This window comes from Streptomyces alboniger (assembly GCF_008704395.1).
In the GTDB taxonomy this organism is placed as follows: Bacteria; Actinomycetota; Actinomycetes; order Streptomycetales; family Streptomycetaceae; genus Streptomyces; species Streptomyces alboniger.
The window spans coordinates 2,412,428-2,431,063 of record NZ_CP023695.1 but is presented as its reverse complement, the minus strand read 5'-3'; the positions used below and the strand labels follow the sequence as shown (position 1 = coordinate 2,431,063).

Here is an 18,636-nt window from a genome sequence, read left to right as displayed (position 1 = left end):
CAGGTAGGCGATGCAGGATGGGGCAGCCGGCGCGTACCGGCCGGCCCGGACTCAACGAGGAGGCACCGCCATGGCGGCACGCAAGCCCACCGAGGCCACCGACACCGAGACCACGGACGCGGACCGGGCGCGGGAGGCGGCCGTCGAGGCCGCGCTCGGCAAGCTCGGCCCGGACGCCAAGGCCCGCCTGCTCGGCGGCCGTGACATGTGGTCCCTGCACGCCCTGCCGGAGATCGGCCTGAAGCCCCTGGTCATGTCCGACGGCCCGATCGGCGTGCGCGGCACCCGCTGGACCGCCGACGACCCGTCCATCGCACTGCCCTCCCCGACCGCCCTCGCCGCCACCTGGGACCAGGACCTGGCACGCCGCGCCGGGGCGCTCCTCGCGCAGGAGGCCCGCCGCAAGGGCGTGCACGTGCTGCTCGCGCCGACCGTCAACCTCCACCGCACCCCGCTGGGCGGCCGCCACTTCGAGGCGTACAGCGAGGACCCGTATCTGACGGGCGTGATCGGCACCGGTTACGTCCAGGGCGTGCAGTCCGGCGGCGTCGGCACGACCGTCAAGCACTTCGTCGCCAACGACGCCGAGACCGAACGCTTCACCGTCGACAACAGGATCGGCGCACGCGCCCTGCGCGAGCTGTACCTCGCGCCCTTCGAGGCGATCGTCGCGGGCGCCCACCCCTGGGGCATCATGACCGCGTACAACCAGGTCAACGGCGTGACGATGACCGAACACCGCTACCTCGTGAACGAGGTCCTGCGCGGCGAATGGGGCTTCGACGGCTGCAACGTCTCCGACTGGATGGCCGCCCGCTCCACCACCGGCGCCCTCGAGGGCGGCCTCGACGTCGCCATGCCGGGACCCCGCACCGTGTACGGCGAGCCGCTCGCCGCCTCCGTCCGCGCGGGGGAGGCCGAGGAGGGGGCGGTCGACGAGGCCGTCCGCAACGTCCTGCGCCTCGCCGCGCGTGTCGGCGTGCTCGAAGGCGCCGAGCCGGTCGTGACGGAGGCCCCCGCCGAGATCGACGGCGCGGCCCTGGCCCGCGAGATCGCCCGCCGCTCCTTCGTCCTCGTACGCAACGACAACCAGACCCTGCCGCTCAGCCGCTCCGCCGGCAGGATCGCCCTGATCGGCGCCGCCGCCCGCGACGCCCGCGTCCTCGGCGGCGGCTCCGCCACCGTCTTCCCCGCCCGTGTCGTCTCCCCGCTCGACGGCCTGGCCGCCGCCCTGCCCGAGGGCGCCCTCACCTACGCCGTCGGGGCCGACCCGAGCGACGAACTCGCCCCCGCCGACAAGGGGTTCGAGCTGTGCGCCCGCTGCCGGGACGTCAAGGGCACCGTCCTCGGCGAGGGCGGCCTGCCGTCCGGCCAGGTCCAGTGGATCGGCGACGACCTGCCCGAAGGCGTCACCCACGAGGCCATGGCGAGCGTCGAGGTCGTCGGCACGTTCACACCGCGCGAGAGCGGCGAGCACTCCTTCGGCACGCGCGGCCTCGGCGGCTTCACGCTCACGGTCGGCGGCCGGGTCCTCTTCGACGGAGTGCAGCGCGCGGACGCCGGGGCCGATCCGTTCGAGGCGTTCTTCGGCTCCCCGGTCGAACGCGGCACGGTGGCCCTCACCGAGGGCGAGCCCGTCGAGGTATCCCTGCTCCACCGGCTCGAAAGGAAGGCCGCTGCTCCGCTGCCCGGCGTCCTGTTCTCCCTCGTCCACCTCGGCCCGCGACGCGCCGACGACGAACTGATGTCCGAGGCCGTCGAGGCGGCGCGCGACGCCGACACCGCCGTCGTGGTCGTCGCCACCACCGAGCGCGTCGAGTCCGAGGGCTTCGACCGCCGGGACCTGAGGCTGCCGGGCCGCCAGGACGACCTGGTCCGCGCGGTGGCCGCCGCCAACCCCCGCACCGTGGTCGTCGTCAACTCCGGTGCCCCGGTGGAGCTGCCGTGGCGCGACGACGTCGCCGCGGTCCTGCTCGGCTGGTTCCCCGGCCAGGAGGGCGGCGCCGCCCTCGCCGACGTCCTACTCGGCGCCGAGGAGCCGGGCGGCCGACTCCCCACCACCTGGGGGGACCTCGCCGCCGCCCCCGTCACGGAAGTCACCCCGAGCAACGCCGAACTCGCTTACCGGGAGGGCGTGTTCATCGGCTACCGCGCCTGGGAGAGGGTGGGTGCCACGCCCTCGTACGCGTTCGGCCACGGCCTCGGCTACACCGACTGGACGTACGAGTCGCTCACGGTAGAGGGCACGACGGCCACGGTCCGCGTCCGAAACTCCGGGTGTCGCACGGGCCGTGAGGTCGTCCAGCTCTACCTGGCCCCCACCGAGCCCGACCCCGCCCGCCCGGCCCGCTGGCTCGCGGGCTTCGCGACCGTCGAGGCGGCGCCGGACGAGAGCGTCCGGGCCACCGTGGAACTCCCGCGCCGGGCCTTCGAGATCTGGGACGAGGTATCCAACTCGTGGGCTTACCAGGCGGGTTCCTACGAGGTCCAGGCGGGCCGCTCGGTCGCGGACCTGCGCTTGACCAGGGTGCTCAGGACCGCCCCGCAAGGGGCGCGGTGACGGAGGGGGTGCCCTCCGGCCTAGGCCGGAGGCTTGCGCGCGGTCACCTGCCGGTAGGCCAGCTCGGCCAGCCGCGCCTGGCCGTTCTTGCTGGGGTGGAACCAGTCCCAGTGGCTCAACTGGTCGCCGTCGAAGCGATAGTCGAACACCGCCCCGCCGTCGTACCGGCACCGCCGATCCTTCTCGCACACCTCTTCGAGCACGTCGTTGTACGCCACCACGCGGTCCTGCACCGACTCCCGCCGCTCGGACGCCTCGGCGCCCAGATCGTCCGGGTCGGCCAGCATGGCCGAGCAGATGCCCAGCTTCCACACCTGCTTGCCCAGCGCGTTCGTGCGCCCCTGCGACCAGAGCCGCTTCAGATCCGGCACCGACGACACGTACACCTGCGCCCTCGGCAGCGAGCGGCGCAGCGTGCGCATCGCCGCCTGGAAGTCCGCGCGGAACCGTGCGACCGGCGTCATCGCGGCGGGCGTCGAACGGCATGCGTCGTTGGCGCCCACCATCACCGTCACCAGCTCGGGGCGCTCCACGACGGCCCGCTCGACCTGTCCGGTCAGATCCGCCACCCGGGCGCCGGTCTTCGCGTGGTTCCAGCTGTGCGAGGCGGCCCGCTTCCCGAGCAGCCGGGTCGCGAGGCTCCGCACCTCGGCGTCCGTGCCGGTCGCCCACGAAGCCTCCGGGCAGTCGGAGAGGACCGAGCAGGCGTCGAAGCCGCGGGTGATGGAGTCGCCGATCGCCACCAGCGAGCGGGGCGTGGTGTCCCAGGCGGGGGTGGGCCTGGGGGACGGCTTGCTGTGCGCGGAGGGGCCGGGGGCCGAGGAGTTGCCCCCCTGTGCGTCACACGCCGTCAGCGACGCGGTTCCGAGGAAGGCCGCCGCCGCGAGAGCTGCGACGGTGCGCGAGCGGTGCCTGCGGTTCCGCATCCCCTGGTCCCCTCTGTCGTTCAACGTGGCGTCGTGCGCGCGGCCGGGGTTGCGCCCCGCCGGGTGAAAGGTCGGAGTTTCCCGGCCCCGGGACCGACGGTACGTCACCCTCCTTGCCCTGCCGCACGGTAGCCTCGCCCCGTAGCCGCCAGGCCACCGCTGTCACGGCGGCGACAGGCGGGTGATCCACCCGGTGACGCCCCGCTGCTGTGGTTCCGCTAAATTACATCACGTCACATCTGTCCCCTTTTCCCAGGTTTCTCTACCCTTTGGGGAAAATTGCTCGGCACGGGCGCGAGGCCGCTGGGGAAGGCGAACCTCGACCCACACTGGAGGTCCCGGTGACGACACGTGGAGTTCTGTACGTGCACTCCGCTCCGCGCGCGCTGTGCCCACACGTCGAGTGGGCCGTCGCGGGCGTACTCGGCGCGCGTGTGAGCCTCGACTGGATCAGGCAGCCCGCCGCGCCGGGCACCTGGAGATCCGAATTCTCCTGGAAGGGCTCGGTGGGCACCGCCTCCAAGCTCGCCTCCGCCCTGCGCGGCTGGTCCCTGCTGCGCTTCGAGGTCACGGCCGAGCCGTGCCCGAGCGCCGAGGGCGAGCGGTACAGCGCCACGCCCGACCTCGGCATCTTCCACGCCGTCACCGGCCTCCACGGCGACATCCTCATCCCCGAGGACCGCCTGCGCGCCGCCCTCGCCCGCTCGCAGCGCGGCGAGAGCGACCTGGAGGCCGAGCTGGCGAAGCTCCTCGGCAAGCCCTGGGACGACGAACTGGAACCCTTCCGGTACGCGGGCGAGGGCGCGCCGGTGCGCTGGCTGCACCAGGTCGTCTGATACCTCGTCCGGGTAACCCGAAGGGGCCCCCACCGCATGGTGGGGGCCCCTTCGGGTACGTACGACCGGGTCAGACGCTCCGGAACGCCAGGACCACGTTGTGGCCGCCGAAGCCGAACGAGTCGTTCAGCGCCGCGATGCGGCCCTCGGGCAGCGGGCGGGCCTCGTCGCGGATGACGTCAGCGTCGACCTCGGGGTCGAGGTTCTCGATGTTGATCGTCGGCGGGGCGATGCGGTGCTTGAGCGCGAGGACCGTGGCCACGGTCTCCACGCCGCCCGCGCCACCGAGCAGGTGACCCGTCATCGACTTGGTGCTGGCGATCGCCATGTGGTCGACGTCGTCGCCGAACGCCTTGCGCAGCGCCTTGATCTCGGCGACGTCACCCTGCGGGGTCGAGGTGGCGTGCGCGTTCACGTGCACGATCTCGGCCGGCTTGAGGTCCGTCGTGTCGATCAGGTTCTGCAGGGCCGCGGCGATGCCGTTGCCGGACGGCTCGGGCTGCGTGATGTGGTGCGCGTCGGCCGAGATGCCCTGGCCGACGGCCTCCGCGTAGATCTTCGCGCCGCGGGCCTTGGCGTGCTCCTCGGACTCCAGGACGATCACACCGGCGCCCTCGCCGAGCACGAAGCCGTTGCGGTCCGCGTCGTAGGGACGCGAGGCACCCTGCGGGTCGTCGTTGTTCTTGGACATCGCCATCATGTTGCCGAACGCGACGATCGGCAGCGGGTGGATCGCCGCCTCCGTGCCGCCCGCGACGACCACGTCGGCGCGGCCGGTGCGGATCATCTCGACCGCGTAGCCGATGGCCTCCGCGCCCGAGGCGCAGGCCGACACCGGGGTGTGGACGCCCGCGTGGGCGCCCAGCTCGATGCCGACGTTGGCCGCCGGGGAGTTGGGCATCAGCATCGGCACGGTGTGCGGGGAGACGCGGCGTACGCCCTTCTCCTTCAGCACGTCGTACTGGTCCAGAAGCGTGGTTACGCCGCCGATGCCGGAGGCGATGACCGCGCCGAGGCGGTGCGGGTCCACGGACGTGTCCTCGCCCGCCTTCGCGGTGTAGCCCGCGTCGGCCCAGGCCTCCTTGGCCGCGATCAGCGCGAACTGCGCCGAACGGTCCAGCTTGCGCGCCTGCGGGCGGGGAATGACCTCGCCCGGCTCCACGGCGATCTGACCGGCGATACGGACCGGCAGCTCGGCTGCCCAGTCCTGTTCCAGCGTGCTGACGCCGGAGCGGCCCGCGAGCAGGCCCTCCCACGTCGATGCTGCGTCGCCACCCAGCGGTGTGGTTGCGCCGATACCGGTGACGACCACGGTGCGATTGGTCGAGTTCACAGGAAATTTCTCCACGGTGTTGAGGGGATCAGCGGCGCCACCGCCGGGTGGCGACTGAGCAAAGGCCTGATCAGGCCTGGTGCTCCAGGATGTACTTGGTCGCGTCGCCGACCGTCTTGAGGTTCTTGACGTCGTCGTCCGGGATCTTGACGTCGAAGCGCTCTTCGGCGGCGACGACGACCTCGACCATGGACAGCGAGTCGACGTCCAGGTCGTCGGTGAAGGACTTGTCCAGCTGGACGTCCTCGACCGGGATGCCGGCGATCTCGTTCACGATCTCCGCGAGACCGGCGACGATCTCTTCCTGAGTGGCGGCCATGTTGGCGCTCCTTCGTATGTATCCAGAGGGGGTGGCATGTTCCCGGACCGGGTGATCCGGACGTGATGCCTAGGGGAGGGTAACGACCGTGGCGGCGTACACGAGACCCGCCCCGAAGCCGATGACGAGCGCGGTGTCGCCGCTCTTCGCCTCGCCGGTCGCCAGAAGCCGCTCCATCGCGAGCGGGATCGAGGCGGCCGAGGTGTTACCGGTGGTGCGCACGTCACGGGCGACCGTGACGTGTTCCGGCAGTTTCAGAGTCTTCACCATCGAGTCGATGATCCGCTCGTTGGCCTGATGCGGAATGAAGACATCCAGGTCGTCCGCGGTGATTCCGGCCGCGTCCAGCGCCTGCTGGGCGACCTTCGCCATCTCGAACACGGCCCAGCGGAACACCGCCTGGCCTTCCTGCGTAATGGCAGGGAACTTGTCGGGGGCGCCGTTGCGGTACGCCTCCCAGGACTCGGTCTGCTTGATCGTCTCGGCCTTGTCGCCCTCCGAGCCCCAGACCGTCGGACCGATCCTCGGCTCCTTGGAGGGGCCGACGACCACGGCACCGGCACCGTCACCGAACAGGAACGCCGTCGCGCGGTCGGTCAGGTCGGTGAGGTCGCTCAGCCGCTCCACGCCGATGACCAGGACGTACTCCGCCGAGCCGTCGGTGACCATACCCCTGGCCAGCGTCAGACCGTAACCGAAGCCGGCGCAGCCCGCGGAGATGTCGAACGCGGCGGGCTTGCCCGCGCCGATCTTGTCCGCGATCTCGGTCGCGATGGCCGGGGTCTGCTTGAAGTGCGAGACCGTCGAGACGATCACGCCGCCGATCTGCTCGGGCGTGATGCCCGCGTCGGCGATCGCCTTGCCCGCCGCCTCGATCGACATCGCGGCCACGGTCTCCTCGTCGGAGGCCCAGTGACGGGTGGCGATGCCCGAGCGGGAACGGATCCACTCGTCGGACGAGTCGATCGTCTCCAGGATCACCTCGTTCGGCACGACACGGGTGGGCCGGTAGCCGCCGACGCCCATGATCCGCGCGTACGGGGCGCCCTGACTGGGCTTGATCTTCGACATGCGCTACGGCTCCTTGTCTGTCGTCGGCTCAGGAATGCTCGGCGACGAGCGCGCGAGCCGCGTCGAGATCATCGGGGGTCTTCACCGCGAGCGTCTGGACGCCCTTCAGCGCGCGCTTGGCCAGGCCGGTCAGCGTGCCGCCGGGGCACACCTCGATCAGCGCGGTGACGCCCATCTCACGGAACGTCTCCATGCACAGGTCCCAGCGGACCGGGTTGGCGACCTGGCCGACCAAGCGCTCGATCACCTCGGCGCCGGTGGCCACGGCCTTGCCGTCGCGGTTCGAGACGTAGGTGAACCGCGGGTCGGAGAGGGCGAGACCGCCGGCGGCCTCCTCCAGCTGCGCCACCGCGGGAGCCATGTGGTGCGTGTGGAAGGCGCCCGCGACCTTGAGGGTTACGACCTTGCGCACGCCCTCCGGCTTGTCGGCCTCCAGAGCGGCGAGCTGGTCCTTGGTGCCGGCGGCCACGATCTGGCCCGCGCCGTTCACGTTGGCCGGGGTCAGGCCGAGCTTCTCCAGGTGCGGGACGGTGACCTCGGGGTCGCCGCCGAGCAGCGCCGCCATACCGGTCTCCGTGACCGCGGCGGCCTCGGCCATGGCGAGCCCACGCTTGCGTACGAGGCGCAGGGCGTCGTCGTCGGTGAGCACCCCCGCGTACGCGGCGGCCGTGATCTCACCCACGCTGTGCCCGGCGACCGCGCCCGGCGCGATGTCACCGAGTGCCGCGGCGGACAGCAGTCCGGCCGCCACGAGCAGCGGCTGCGCCACGGCGGTGTCGCGGATCTCGTCCGCGTCCCCTCGCGTGCCGTAGTGGGCGAGGTCGAGCCCGATGGCGTCCGACCAGGCGCCGAGGCGGTCTGCGGCGCCGGGGAGGTCGAGCCAGGGAGTCAGGAAGCCGGGCGACTGAGCGCCTTGGCCGGGAGCGACGAGTACGAGCACTCTCACACTCTCTCTTGTCGACGGCGTAAGCCGCCCGTGGGGACAGGGACGAAGAACGGCTGGGGGAATTGTAGGGGCCCGACAAAAGCCCTACGACTGGAGATCCCCGTCGGCCAGACGCCCCAGGATCAGCGCGATCCGGAGCGTGAACGCGGAGCGCACGTCGGAGGGCGACCAACCGGTGACGTCAGTCACACGTCGAAGCCGGTAGCGCACGGTGTTGGGGTGCACGAAGAGCATCCGGGCGGCGCCTTCGAGGCTGCTCGCCTGCTCCAGATAGACGCTCAGCGTCTCCAGGAGCGCGGAGCCCGCCTCCTCCAACGGTCTGTAGATCTCCTCCACCAGCTGATCGCGGGCGGCCGGATCCCCTGCCATGGCGCGCTCGGGCAGCAGATCGTCCGCGAGGACGGGCCGCGGAGCGTCCTGCCAGGCGGCACTCGCCTTGAGCCCGGCCGCCGCGGCCTGCGCGGAACGGGTGGCCGCCAGCAGGTCGGGCACGATCGGCCCCGCCACCACCGGCCCGGCGGCGTACGGCCCGATCAGTGCCTTGGCCACGGCCATCGGATTGTTGTTGCCGCCCGCGATGACGACCAGCCGGGTGCCGAGGACACCGGTCAGGACCTGGAGCTTCGCGTGCCGGGCGGCCCGCCGGATGGCCTCGACGGTCAACTCGCTGTCGCCGTCCGGCGCCGTACCGAGGACCACGCAGACGTGCTCGGGGGAGTTCCAGCCGAGCGCGGCCGCCCTGCTGACGGCCCCCTCGTCGGCCTCACCGGAGAGCACCGCGTTCACCACGAGCGATTCGAGGCGGGCATCCCAGGCACCGCGTGCCTCGGCGGCCTGCGCGTACACCTGCGCGGTGGCGAAGGCGATCTCACGGGCGTAGACGAGCAGCGCCTCACGGAGGACGGATTCGTCTCCCGGAGCAGCGACCTCGTCGATCGCCGACTCCATCACCTCGATCGTTGTACGCACCATCTCCACGGTCTGCCGCAGGGTGATCGCCCTGGTCAGCTCGCGGGGGGCGGTCCCGAAGACGTCCGTGGAGATGGCCTGGGGGGCGTCCGGATGCCGGAACCACTCGGTGAACGCGGCGATACCGGCCTGCGCCACCAGACCGATCCAGGAGCGGTTCTCCGGCGGCATCGCCCGGTACCAGGACAGCGTCTCGTCCATGCGTGCGATGGCCTGCGCCGCGAGGCTCCCTGACGACTTCTCCAGGCGCTTCAGGGTCGCGGTGTGCGCGTGAGGGGTGCGGCGGTCCTGCCGGGGCCCGGCTCCTGGCTCCGGGTGGGACCCGGGCGGGATACCCGGCTGGGACTCCTGGTGGGCTTCGTTCGCTGAGGGTTCGGGCACGGGGACAAGACTGCCTTATCGGGGCGGGGACATGCGGTGCCGGGGCCAGGGCCGACCCCGTGGATCGGGCCGCGCCCGGGGCGACGGCCGCCTTCTGCCCCCTCCGCCCCGCGTCCCGAGACATGCACAGGACCCCGCTCCCCAGCCCGCCGGACAGGCCCTAACGTGGAGGCGTGATAGACGTACGGCGCTCCGGCGACCGGTACCGCGGCGGGGAGGCGGCGGACGGCATCGAGTCCTTCCACGCCTTCTCCTTCGGGCCCCACTACGACCCCGACAACCTCCGCTTCGGCGCGATCCTGGCCTGCAACGAAGAGCGCCTCGCGCCCGGCGCGGGCTTCGACGAACACCCGCACAGCCACACCGAGATCGTCACCTGGGTCGTCGAGGGTGAACTCACCCACCGCGACTCGACGGGCCACGCATCCCTGGTCCGCCCGGGCGATGTCCAGCACCTGTCCTCGGCGGGCGGCGTCCGCCACGTGGAACGCAACGACGGCGACGCCCCTCTCGTCTTCGTCCAGATGTGGCTCGCCCCGCTCTCCCCGGGCGGCGACCCCGCCTACACGGTCGTCCACGGAATCGCCGACTCCACCCCGTACGAGATCCCCGGGGCGGGGGCCCTGCTCCACATCCGACGCCTGGCCCCGAACGAACGCACCGCCCTACCGGACGCCCCGTTCACCTACCTCCACGTGGTGCGCGGCGAAGTACGGCTGGGGGACGAGCGCTTGAGCGCGGGCGACGCGGCGCGGGTCACGGGCGAGACAGACCGGGACCTGGAGGTCGTGGCCATCGCGGGGGAGGCCGCGGAGGGGGAGGTCGTGGAGGGCGCGGCGGCCACGGCGGGGGAGACCACAGCGGGGGAGGGCGTGGCGGCGGTCGAGCTGCTGGTGTGGGAGATGTCGAGCGGGTAGCCGTCCTTCACGGCTCCGCGTGCCGAGCGGGCAGCCGTTCTCTTCACAGCCCCGCGTGCCGAGTGGGCAGCCGTCCCTTCACAGCTCCGCGAGCACCGCGTCGGTGAAGGGCGGCCAGACCTCCACGGCCCAGGGCCCGAAGGGTCGGTCGGTGAGGGCCACACAAGCCGCCCCGGCGTCCGGGTCGATCCACAGGAACGTCCCGGCCTGCCCGAAGTGCCCGAACGTCCGCGGCGAAGACGAACTCCCCGTCCAGTGCGGCACCTTGGAGTCCCGGATCTCGAATCCGAGCCCCCAGTCGTTGGGATTCTGATGCCCGTATCCCGGCAGCACGCCCTTCAGCCCCGGATACGTCACCGTCATCGCCGCCGCCACCGTCCGCGCGTCCAGCAGCCGAGGCGCCTGCACCTCCGCGGCGAACTTGACGAGGTCGTCGACCGTGGACACCGCGTCCTTGGCGGGCGAACCGCCCCCCTCCAGCGCGGTGGCGGTCATCCCGAGCGGCTCCAGCACCGCCTGCCGCAGATACTCCGCGAACGGAATGTCCGTCGCCTTGGCGATGTGATCACCGAGAACTTCGAACCCCGCGTTGGAGTACAGCCGCCGCGTCCCCGGCGCCGACGTCACCCGGTGCTCGTCGAAGGCGAGCCCACTGGTGTGCGCGAGCAGATGCCGAACCGTCGACCCTTCGGGACCGGCGGGCTCGTCCAGCTCGACCGCTCCCTCTTCGTAGGCGACCAGCACCGCGTACGCCGCGAGCGGCTTGGTGACCGAGGCGAGGGCGAAGCGCCGGTCCGTCGGCCCATGCGCCCCGACGACAGTCCCGTCCGCGCGGACGACAGCGGCGGCAGCCGTGGGAACCGGCCAGGTCTCGATCATCGCCAAGCTCTGCATGCCCACGAGCCTAATTCCTCCCTGGAACCATCAGTGACTTCGGGTGGAGGACGCCAGTGACTGTCGCCGGTGACTGCACCCCTAATCCACTTGGCCCCCCTAATCCACTTGCTTGGAGCGCACTCCAAGGTCATAGCGTGTGGAACATGACGGTGATGGAGACCACGCCCGCCCCACCCCGCCTCGCACCCGGGTCCGCCCGCTGCGACTCGGTACCGTCCGGGCCCCCGCGCCCGGACGGTCAGGACCACTACACGATCAGCGAGGTCGCCGCCTTCACCGGCCTCACCGCGTACACCCTGCGCTGGTACGAGCGGATCGGCCTGATGCCCCACATCGACCGCTCCCACACGGGCCAACGCCGCTACCGCAACCGTGACCTGAACTGGCTCGCCTTCGTCGGCAAGCTCCGTTTGACCGGGATGCCCGTGGCGGACATGGTCCGATACGCGGAACTGGTGCGCGAAGGCGAGCACACCTTCACCGAGCGCCAGGAACTCCTGGAGCGGACCCGGCACGACGTCCGTACCCGCATCGCGGAGCTCCAGGACACCCTCGCCGTCCTCGACTACAAGATCGACACATACGCGGGCGCCCGCAAGGCGTCGGAGAGGCTCTGAACACTGATGACGGTTGAGAACACGTACGGCGAGATCGCCGCGGCCCGGCTCGGCACCCACGGCCCCGAGGTCGGTGTCCAGGGCCTCGGCTGCATGGGCATGAGCTTCGCCTACGGCCCGACCGACGCCGAGGAGGCCCGCGCCACCCTGGACCGCGCCCTCGAACTGGGCGTGACCCTCTACGACACCGCCGACGTCTACGCCATGGGCGAGAACGAGAAGTTCCTCGCTCCTTTCCTCAAGGCGCACCGTGACGAGATCGTCCTCGCCACCAAGTTCGCCCTGGCCATCGACCCGGACAATCCGACGAAGCGGCGTATCGACAACTCTCCCTCCTACATCCGATCCAGCGTCGAAGCCAGCCTGCGCCGTCTCGGCACCGACGCCATCGACCTCTACTACATGCACCGCCGCGACCCGGACGTTCCCATCGAGGAGGCGGTCGGCGCGATGGCCGACCTCGTCACCGAGGGCAAGGTCAAGCACCTCGGCCTGAGCGAGGTCACCGGCGACGAACTGCGTGCCGCCCACGCCGTCCACCCCATCGCCGCCCTCCAGTCCGAGTGGTCGCTCTTCAGCCGCGACATCGAGCGGGGCGTGGTCCCCGCGGCCGCCGCGCTCGGCGTGGCGCTCGTGCCCTACTCCCCGCTCGGCCGTGGCTTCCTCACCGGCGCGTTCGTCAACGCCGACAAGGAGCTGGGCGAGGACGACTTCCGCCGCCAGCAGCCCCGCTTCACGGGTGCCAACGCCACCGCCAACGCAGCCCTCCTGGCCCCCGTCCGCACGGTCGCCGAAGCCCATGGCGCGAGCCTCGGCCAGGTCGCCCTGGCGTGGGTGCAGCAGCAGTCCGCGGTCCACGGGCTGCCTGTCGTCCCGATCCCCGGCACCCGCAAGCGCGTCCGCGTCGAGGAGAACACCGCGGCCACCCGCATCACCCTCTCCGACGAGGAACTCGCCCTGCTCGACCCGATCGCCGCCGACGTCGCGGGCGACCGTTATGCCGACATGACCTTCACCTCGGCGGGCCGGGAGTAGCCAGGCCGGGTCCGCTGGCCGGGCCCCCGGCCGGGCCGTGAGCCAAGCTCTGGGTGGGGCTCCGGCCCGGCCGCGGGCGGGGCCCTGGGTGGGGCTCTGGCCGGGTCCGGCCGGGTCCGGGTGCCTTTTCGGGCCTCTGGCCTGGCTACTCCCAGGCGGGGTGCTCAGCGGGGCCCGGCACCCGGTGACGCCCCGGCCCTTCACGTGGGACCTTTCACACGGCTCCCGCCCTTCACGCGAGACCCAGGGCGAAGACCGCGAATCCGGCCGCCAGGAGTCCGGCGAGGGCCCGTCGCGCGTGGCTCGCGCGCTTCCACGGGGTTTCGAAGCCCCGGGCGTAGCGGCCTATCAGCACCAGCAGCGCCGCGATGAGCGGAAGCCAGGCGAGCCGCGCGGCTATCCAGCCCAACGTGTCGGGGCTCATCGTCAGCCCCGGCACCGCGCCGAGGAACGAGCCGGGCACCGCCGCGGCGAGCAGTGCCGTCTGGTGCCAGCACAGGATCGTCATCGCCGACAGGTTGACCACGACGACCGGCGCCCACAGTCCCGGCCTGCGCAGCAGTCGGCCGATGCGGTCCCGCAACAGGACCGCCGCGCCACTCTGCACGGCGGCGAGGGCGAGGACCAGCAGGGACGGCGGATGTGAGTTCGTCCGGGCCTCGCCGGGGATGCCGACCATCGACACCGGATAGTGGAAGGCGAGGAGCAGCGCGGAGAACAGAGCCGAGCCCCCGACGAGCAACAGCCAGGCCCCACGCTTTCCCAGCCTCTTCTCGCCCCAGGAAACGCCCAGTTGGTAGGCGAACAGCCAACCCGGCAGCAGATTCAGCAGGGAAAGCCAGGAGGGCATGGCGTGTGCGAAGGGGCCGTAGCGCAGAAAGTCGACGACGGCGACCGCCCCCAGCAACGGCACCGCGGACCAGGCCCCCAGCCGCTCCGCCGCGCGTATGCACCAGGGGGTGAGCGCCGTGATCGCCATGTAGACGCCCACGAACCACAGGGGCTGGATGACCAGGGTGGACGCCGTGCGCAGTGTCGTGCCCGGCACCCCCAGTCCGTACAGCACCGGGATCAGCGCGGCCCAGACCGCCGTGACCCCGAGGACCGGTCGCCCGAGCCGAGCGACGCGCCCGCGCAGCCAGCCACCGGTCGACTCACCGCGTGCCACCGCCCTGCGGTACGACAGCGTGGAGGCGTAGCCGCCCACGAGGAAGAAGATGCCCAGCATCTGGAGCACCCAGCTGACCGGTGCGAAGAATCCGAACGAGGCCAGCGGGCTCGCGTTGCGCAGCGCGCCTTCGTCGTCGACGGTGAAGCCGCCCAGGAGCCAGTGCCCGGTCGGCACGGCGAGCAGCGCCAGGGCGCGCAGCCCGTCTATGGCCCGGTCGCGGTGGGGCGGTGTCCTGCTGTCGATGGCGGACGCCGCGCGGCGCAGTCCGCTCAGGGCGGGGAGGCTCATGTGCGTGCTCCGATGGTTCGGGTGCCGTCGGTGGAGTCGCCCCCGCCCGCGATACGGGCGAAGGCCCGCAGGGAGTCCGTGCCCGGGGCGAAGTAGCCGGTGTGGCCCTTTGCTTGCTCGGCCGGGACGCGCCGGGCTCCGAAGCCGGGTGCGGTCGGATCCTCGCCGTGGCCGAGCCCGAACAGCTCGACGTTCGGCACCTTGCCGATCCAGTCGCTGTCGTCCCGGGCGGCCCAGACCCGCGCGCCGGTGTTCAGGTCGGCCACGCTGTCCGCCCGCATACCGGGGGAGCCGAGCACCACCAGGTCGGTCGCGGCGAGTCGCGGAGCGGCCAGGCCGCACACCACCGAGCCGTAGCTGTGGCAGAACACGGCGGGCCGCGGGGCACCGGACGCCGTCAGACCCTGCGTGAAGCGCGCGAGGCGTGGGGCCCCTGCCTCGGCGAGCCGGCCGGTGGCGGCGTCGGTGCCGAGGCCGACCGGCGTGGTGTATCCCACCCAGGCCACCACGGCGGTGCGGTCGCCGGCCGCCGCGTAGAGGGAGCGGCCCATCCCGGCGGGCGTGCCGTACTTGTCCTTGGCGCGGTCGAAGGTGCTCAGGTCGATGTCGGAGCCCGGCACCACCACGGATACGTGTTCGGCCCGCTCCAAGTCGCCGTAGACTTCGGCGACTTGCCCTCGGCCTCTTGGGTCGAAGGCGAGTATGTGGCGGCCTGGGGAGAGCAGCTCGCCGTAGCGGACGACCAAGGCGCGGGCGCGTTCGCGTTCCTGCGCGGTGAGGTCGGGGTCGGTCGATCGGGCACGCTCGCGTGCTCGCTCGGCGCGCAGAAAGCGCGAGTTGGCCTCGTATCGAAGAGTAGTCGGGGCTCCGTCGAGATTGCCGACGACCGAGGGATGTCGCTCCATCAGCTCGTGGCGTCGGGTGTCGCTCAGCGCGTCGAAGAACTCGGCCACGCGAGCGGGAGAGGCGGTCGCGGGGTCCGGCAGGCGCACCCCCAGACCATCGTCCGCGCGCCAGGAACTCGTGCCCGGTGGTGGGCCCGTGAGCGGCTGCTGCTCATTGCCGGTGGTCCAGCCCGCCGTGCCGGCCACGACCGTCGTCGTGAGCGCGGCGGCGACCAGCGCCCTCTTGCTCCGTACCTTCCATGACCGAAGCCGCATGGCCGGTCTCCCTCCCCGCTTCGTGGCGCGCTGTGGCCTGACGAAGCGAAAGGTAGGAAGAAGGTGTGTCGCCGCACGTCACACCGCGGAGCCAACTCTCAGGTGCTACCGGGGTATGCGGTGGTGATACCGAGGTAGGGGGTGGCCTACTGCCCGCCGGGCGTGACCAGCCCCGACTCATAGGCGAAGATCACGGCCTGGGCGCGGTCCCGCAGGTCCAACTTGTTGAGCACACGTCCGATGTGGGTCTTCACCGTCTGCTCGGCAAGGACCAGGCGCTCGGCGATCTCCTGGTTGGACAGGCCGCGCGCGATCAGGACCAGTACCTCGGTCTCACGCGGCGTGAGGCCGTTCAGCCGAAGGGACTGGTCCTTGCGCGGTGCGGGGCGCTGCTTCGCGAACTCCGCGATCAGGCGACGCGTCACCGACGGGGCGAGCAGCGCCTCGCCGGACGCCACGACGCGGACGGCCGAGATCAGATCGGCAGGCGGCGCATCCTTGAGCAGGAAGCCGGAAGCACCGATGCGCAGCGCCTCGTATACGTAATCGTCCGCGTCGAAGGTGGTGAGCATGAGCACCTTCGGCAGGTGCACCACTCCCCGCGGCGGGTCCAACAGGGCGCGGGCCGCGGCGAGTCCGTCCATCTCCGGCATGCGGACGTCCATGAGGACCACGTCGGGGTGCGTGGTGCGGCTGACCTCGACGCCCTTCCTGCCGTCCGGCGCCTCACCCACGACGTCGATGTCGCTCTGCGCCGCCAGCAGGGCGGCGAACCCCGCCCGCACCATGGCCTGGTCGTCGACGATGATCACGCGAATGGTCATGCGGTGGCGGAGTCCTTCGGGAGCAGGGGGAGTCGGGCGGCCACGCGGAAGCCGCCGTCGGGCAGCGGCCCGGCATCGACCGTGCCGCCGACCAACCGTACGCGCTCGCGCATGCCCACAAGCCCGTGGCCCGTACCGCTGCTCTCCAGCGGGGCGGGCGGCTCCGTGGACGGGCCGTTGACCACGAGGATCAAAAGATGGTTGTCGTCCAGACTGACCGTGATCCTGGTCCGTGCCCCGGGTGCGTGACGCATCACGTTCGACAGGGCCTCCTGGACGATGCGGTAGGCGGACAGATCCACGGCCGGTGACACCTCGGCCAGCTGGGTGAGGATCGCCAGCTCGGGGCGTGACAGGTCGATCGGTATGCCCGCCCGCACCGTGGCCTCCACCAGGTGCGGCAGCCGGTCGAGACCGGGCTGTGGTGCCCGCTCGCCGGGCACACCCTCGCTGCGCAGCACGGCGAGCAGCCGCCGCATCTCGGTGAGGGACTCCCGGGCGCTCGCCGCTATGCTCCCGAACTCCTCGCGCGCGGCGTCGGGGAGGCCGTCGAGTCGGTAGGGCGCGGAGTCGGCCTGGACTGTGATCACCGACATGTGATGGGCGACGACGTCGTGCAACTCGCGGGCGATACGGGCCCGTTCCTCCAGCAGGGTGCGCTGGGAGCGCTCTGTCTCGCTGATCGTCTCCTGCTCGACGAGCCTGCGCCGGGCGTCCCCGCGCTCGCGCAGCAGCGCGCCGAGCAGCAGTACGGCCCCGCTCAGCACGATCAGCAGCACGCCGGTGTCCTGGCTCCCTTCGCCGCGGAACGCCCCGAGCACCAGCCCGGCGACCACCGTGACCAGCCAGACCCCGAGGAGGGTGCGGCGGCTCTCCCGCAGGGACAGCGCACAGCAGAGCACCAGATACCCCACGATGATCATGGGGGTCCAGGGGGCGAGGCGGCCGGGATCCGCGGTCATCGTGGCGATCGCGCCGATGACGTCCGCGACGATGACGATCCACCACGCGGGCAACGGCCGGGTGACCGCGAGGAACAGAGGCGCGGACTGGGCCACTCCCAGAGCCCCCGCCAGGCCGCCACCCACCCCGTAGTCATTCGTCAGCACCTGGACGGTGACCGGGATGAGGACGATGACGAAGCCCAGTGCGAGCAGGTGGGGCAGCATCCGAACCCAGCGTTTGGGGGCGTCCGCCAGCAGCGGCTCGGTCGAGCCCGCGGGTGTCGAGAGCGAGGCCCCCGCCGTCCGCAGGCCGTCCACGACCGCCGCGGTCGCGCGCCGGAGGCCGGCCCCGCGGCCCCCCGGCTCGGAGGCCGGGCGGCGGGGCTCTTGGTCAGGGGGTGTCTTCGCGCTGCTCATGGCCTGATCAGCGTAGGCACGAAGCCCCCGTCGCGACGTCATACCGGGGAGCCGGACCTCACCTCATACCCAGGTATCACCGGCCCCTCCGCAGGCCCCTCGGCGGCGCGGATCACAGCTCCGCCAGCAGCTCGGCCTTCTTCGCCGTGAACTCGTCGTCCGTGAGCAGGCCCGCCTGGTGCAGGTCCCCCAGGTGCCGGATGCGGTCCGCGATGTCCGCCGGGTCGCGCCGGACGGCCGGTGCCGACGTGGCGCCGACACCGTCGGACGTCAGTGCGGGGCCGCTGGCACGTACCGCTGCGAGGACCGACGCGGCGAACGGCAATGACTCGTGGACCGGCCCGTATCCGAGCCCGAAGACCACGGCTGCCGGATCCTGGTCGGCCTGCGCGGGCTGCGCCACGGGAGTCTCTCGGCGCAGGAGCCGCAGGTGGCCCTCGAAGACCTCCGGCGAACGCCATTCGATGCCGCTCAGGTCCGAGACGGGGAAGCTCTGGTCACCGGCCTTCCACTTCGCCGACGAGGCGCCCGTCCAGAACCACCGGAAGGACACCAGCTTGCCGTCGAAGGAGGCCTTGCCGTCGTATGCCTTGAACTGCAGCGGCGCCTCGGGGGCGGCCACCAGATAGCGGTCGGTAGGGCCGCCGTCGTCCCTTGTGATCTGTGCCCGCAGCTCATCCGCGTAGTACTCGGCGAGCGTCTCCCGCTCCGCGGGCAGCACCAAGCGGTACGGGTCGCAGCCGTCCTTCAGCTGGCCCGCCGCCGCCTCCATCAGAGGATCGGCGCCCGGTCTTGGCACGGCATGCAGAACGACGGTCCCGCGTTTGCCGGGAGAGAGTGTCACCGCTGCGATCGCCTCATGCGGGATACGCCGTTCACCGAGCGCTTGGTAGAGCCTCGGCGTGCGGATTCCCCGTTCGAAGCGGATGAGCACGGAGTCGGACTCGAACTCCCAGGCGGCGTGAAATCCGGCCAGTACATCACCCATGCGGCTTATCGTAGGCGGCACACGCCTCTCCGTCCCT

The 18,636-nt window shown here is 71.7% G+C and carries 17 protein-coding genes; 5 read left to right on the top strand and 12 right to left on the bottom strand.

The genetic code is table 11. The features are described 5' to 3' along the window. Positions 1 to 70 precede the first annotated feature (70 nt). Positions 71 to 2,560 carry a beta-glucosidase H gene (locus CP975_RS10695; RefSeq protein ID WP_055530309.1) on the top strand — a complete coding sequence of 830 codons (2,490 nt, stop codon included), beginning with the start codon at positions 71 to 73 and terminating at the stop codon, positions 2,558 to 2,560. Between the two features lie 20 nt (positions 2,561 to 2,580). Here CP975_RS10695 and CP975_RS10690 read toward each other — a convergent pair whose 3' ends face one another. Next, entirely contained in the window at positions 2,581 to 3,486 is a 906-nt protein-coding gene (locus CP975_RS10690; RefSeq protein ID WP_150476808.1) for an SGNH/GDSL hydrolase family protein, read from the bottom strand. A gap of 341 nt (positions 3,487 to 3,827) precedes the next feature. Here CP975_RS10690 and CP975_RS10685 point away from each other — a divergent pair, with 341 nt between their 5' ends. Continuing rightward, positions 3,828 to 4,322: a DUF3145 domain-containing protein gene (locus CP975_RS10685; protein WP_030777937.1), complete on the top strand. Its 495-nt coding sequence runs from the start codon at positions 3,828 to 3,830 to the stop codon at positions 4,320 to 4,322. Positions 4,323 to 4,392: 70 nt separating this feature from the next. Here the strand turns inward: CP975_RS10685 and fabF are convergent, their stop codons facing one another. The 5 genes from fabF to CP975_RS10660 all read right to left on the bottom strand — a co-directional run bounded on the left by fabF (position 4,393) and on the right by CP975_RS10660 (position 9,293). Continuing rightward, on the bottom strand, positions 4,393 to 5,655 hold the full coding sequence (gene fabF / locus CP975_RS10680; RefSeq protein WP_055531548.1) for a beta-ketoacyl-ACP synthase II: 1,263 nt from the start codon (positions 5,653 to 5,655) through the stop codon (positions 4,393 to 4,395). Between the two features lie 70 nt (positions 5,656 to 5,725). Then, a complete protein-coding gene (locus CP975_RS10675) occupies positions 5,726 to 5,974 on the bottom strand; it encodes an acyl carrier protein (protein WP_055531551.1) in 249 nt (82 codons plus the stop codon). Positions 5,975 to 6,043: 69 nt separating this feature from the next. After that, positions 6,044 to 7,045, bottom strand: a complete 1,002-nt coding sequence (locus tag CP975_RS10670) for a ketoacyl-ACP synthase III (protein ID WP_055531553.1) — start codon at positions 7,043 to 7,045, stop codon at positions 6,044 to 6,046. A gap of 28 nt (positions 7,046 to 7,073) precedes the next feature. After that, positions 7,074 to 7,985 carry an ACP S-malonyltransferase gene (locus CP975_RS10665; protein WP_055531555.1) on the bottom strand — a complete coding sequence of 304 codons (912 nt, stop codon included), beginning with the start codon at positions 7,983 to 7,985 and terminating at the stop codon, positions 7,074 to 7,076. A gap of 90 nt (positions 7,986 to 8,075) precedes the next feature. Beyond that, a complete protein-coding gene (locus CP975_RS10660; protein WP_055531559.1) occupies positions 8,076 to 9,293 on the bottom strand; it encodes a PucR family transcriptional regulator in 1,218 nt (405 codons plus the stop codon). Positions 9,294 to 9,514: 221 nt separating this feature from the next. Here CP975_RS10660 and CP975_RS10655 point away from each other — a divergent pair, with 221 nt between their 5' ends. Then, a complete protein-coding gene (locus tag CP975_RS10655; protein WP_150476807.1) occupies positions 9,515 to 10,258 on the top strand; it encodes a pirin family protein in 744 nt (247 codons plus the stop codon). Positions 10,259 to 10,336: 78 nt separating this feature from the next. Here CP975_RS10655 and CP975_RS10650 read toward each other — a convergent pair whose 3' ends face one another. Further along, positions 10,337 to 11,158: a serine hydrolase domain-containing protein gene (locus CP975_RS10650; RefSeq protein ID WP_055534561.1), complete on the bottom strand. Its 822-nt coding sequence runs from the start codon at positions 11,156 to 11,158 to the stop codon at positions 10,337 to 10,339. Between the two features lie 140 nt (positions 11,159 to 11,298). On the opposite strand from CP975_RS10650, the gene CP975_RS10645 reads away from it, so the two are divergent. Both CP975_RS10645 and CP975_RS10640 read left to right on the top strand, forming a co-directional pair. Then, positions 11,299 to 11,772 carry a MerR family transcriptional regulator gene (locus CP975_RS10645; RefSeq protein ID WP_055534560.1) on the top strand — a complete coding sequence of 158 codons (474 nt, stop codon included), beginning with the start codon at positions 11,299 to 11,301 and terminating at the stop codon, positions 11,770 to 11,772. Positions 11,773 to 11,778: 6 nt separating this feature from the next. Next, positions 11,779 to 12,807: an aldo/keto reductase gene (locus tag CP975_RS10640; RefSeq protein WP_055534559.1), complete on the top strand. Its 1,029-nt coding sequence runs from the start codon at positions 11,779 to 11,781 to the stop codon at positions 12,805 to 12,807. Positions 12,808 to 13,039: 232 nt separating this feature from the next. On the opposite strand, the gene CP975_RS10635 is transcribed toward CP975_RS10640, so the two are convergent. From CP975_RS10635 to CP975_RS10615, 5 genes are all read right to left on the bottom strand, one after another. Then, positions 13,040 to 14,266: an acyltransferase family protein gene (locus tag CP975_RS10635; protein ID WP_055534558.1), complete on the bottom strand. Its 1,227-nt coding sequence runs from the start codon at positions 14,264 to 14,266 to the stop codon at positions 13,040 to 13,042. Continuing rightward, positions 14,263 to 15,426: an alpha/beta hydrolase gene (locus CP975_RS10630; RefSeq protein ID WP_055534556.1), complete on the bottom strand. Its 1,164-nt coding sequence runs from the start codon at positions 15,424 to 15,426 to the stop codon at positions 14,263 to 14,265. Before CP975_RS10630 ends, CP975_RS10635 begins: the two co-directional genes overlap by 4 nt. A gap of 146 nt (positions 15,427 to 15,572) precedes the next feature. Then, positions 15,573 to 16,250 (bottom strand): response regulator, encoded by a 678-nt coding sequence (locus tag CP975_RS10625; protein ID WP_055534554.1) that lies wholly within the window; start codon positions 16,248 to 16,250, stop codon positions 15,573 to 15,575. Beyond that, a complete protein-coding gene (locus CP975_RS10620; RefSeq protein ID WP_246201459.1) occupies positions 16,247 to 17,611 on the bottom strand; it encodes a sensor histidine kinase in 1,365 nt (454 codons plus the stop codon). The genes CP975_RS10625 and CP975_RS10620 overlap by 4 nt, the downstream gene beginning before the upstream one ends. 112 nt (positions 17,612 to 17,723) lie before the next feature. Continuing rightward, positions 17,724 to 18,599, bottom strand: a complete 876-nt coding sequence (locus tag CP975_RS10615; RefSeq protein WP_199783154.1) for a DUF4429 domain-containing protein — start codon at positions 18,597 to 18,599, stop codon at positions 17,724 to 17,726. Positions 18,600 to 18,636 lie beyond the last annotated feature (37 nt).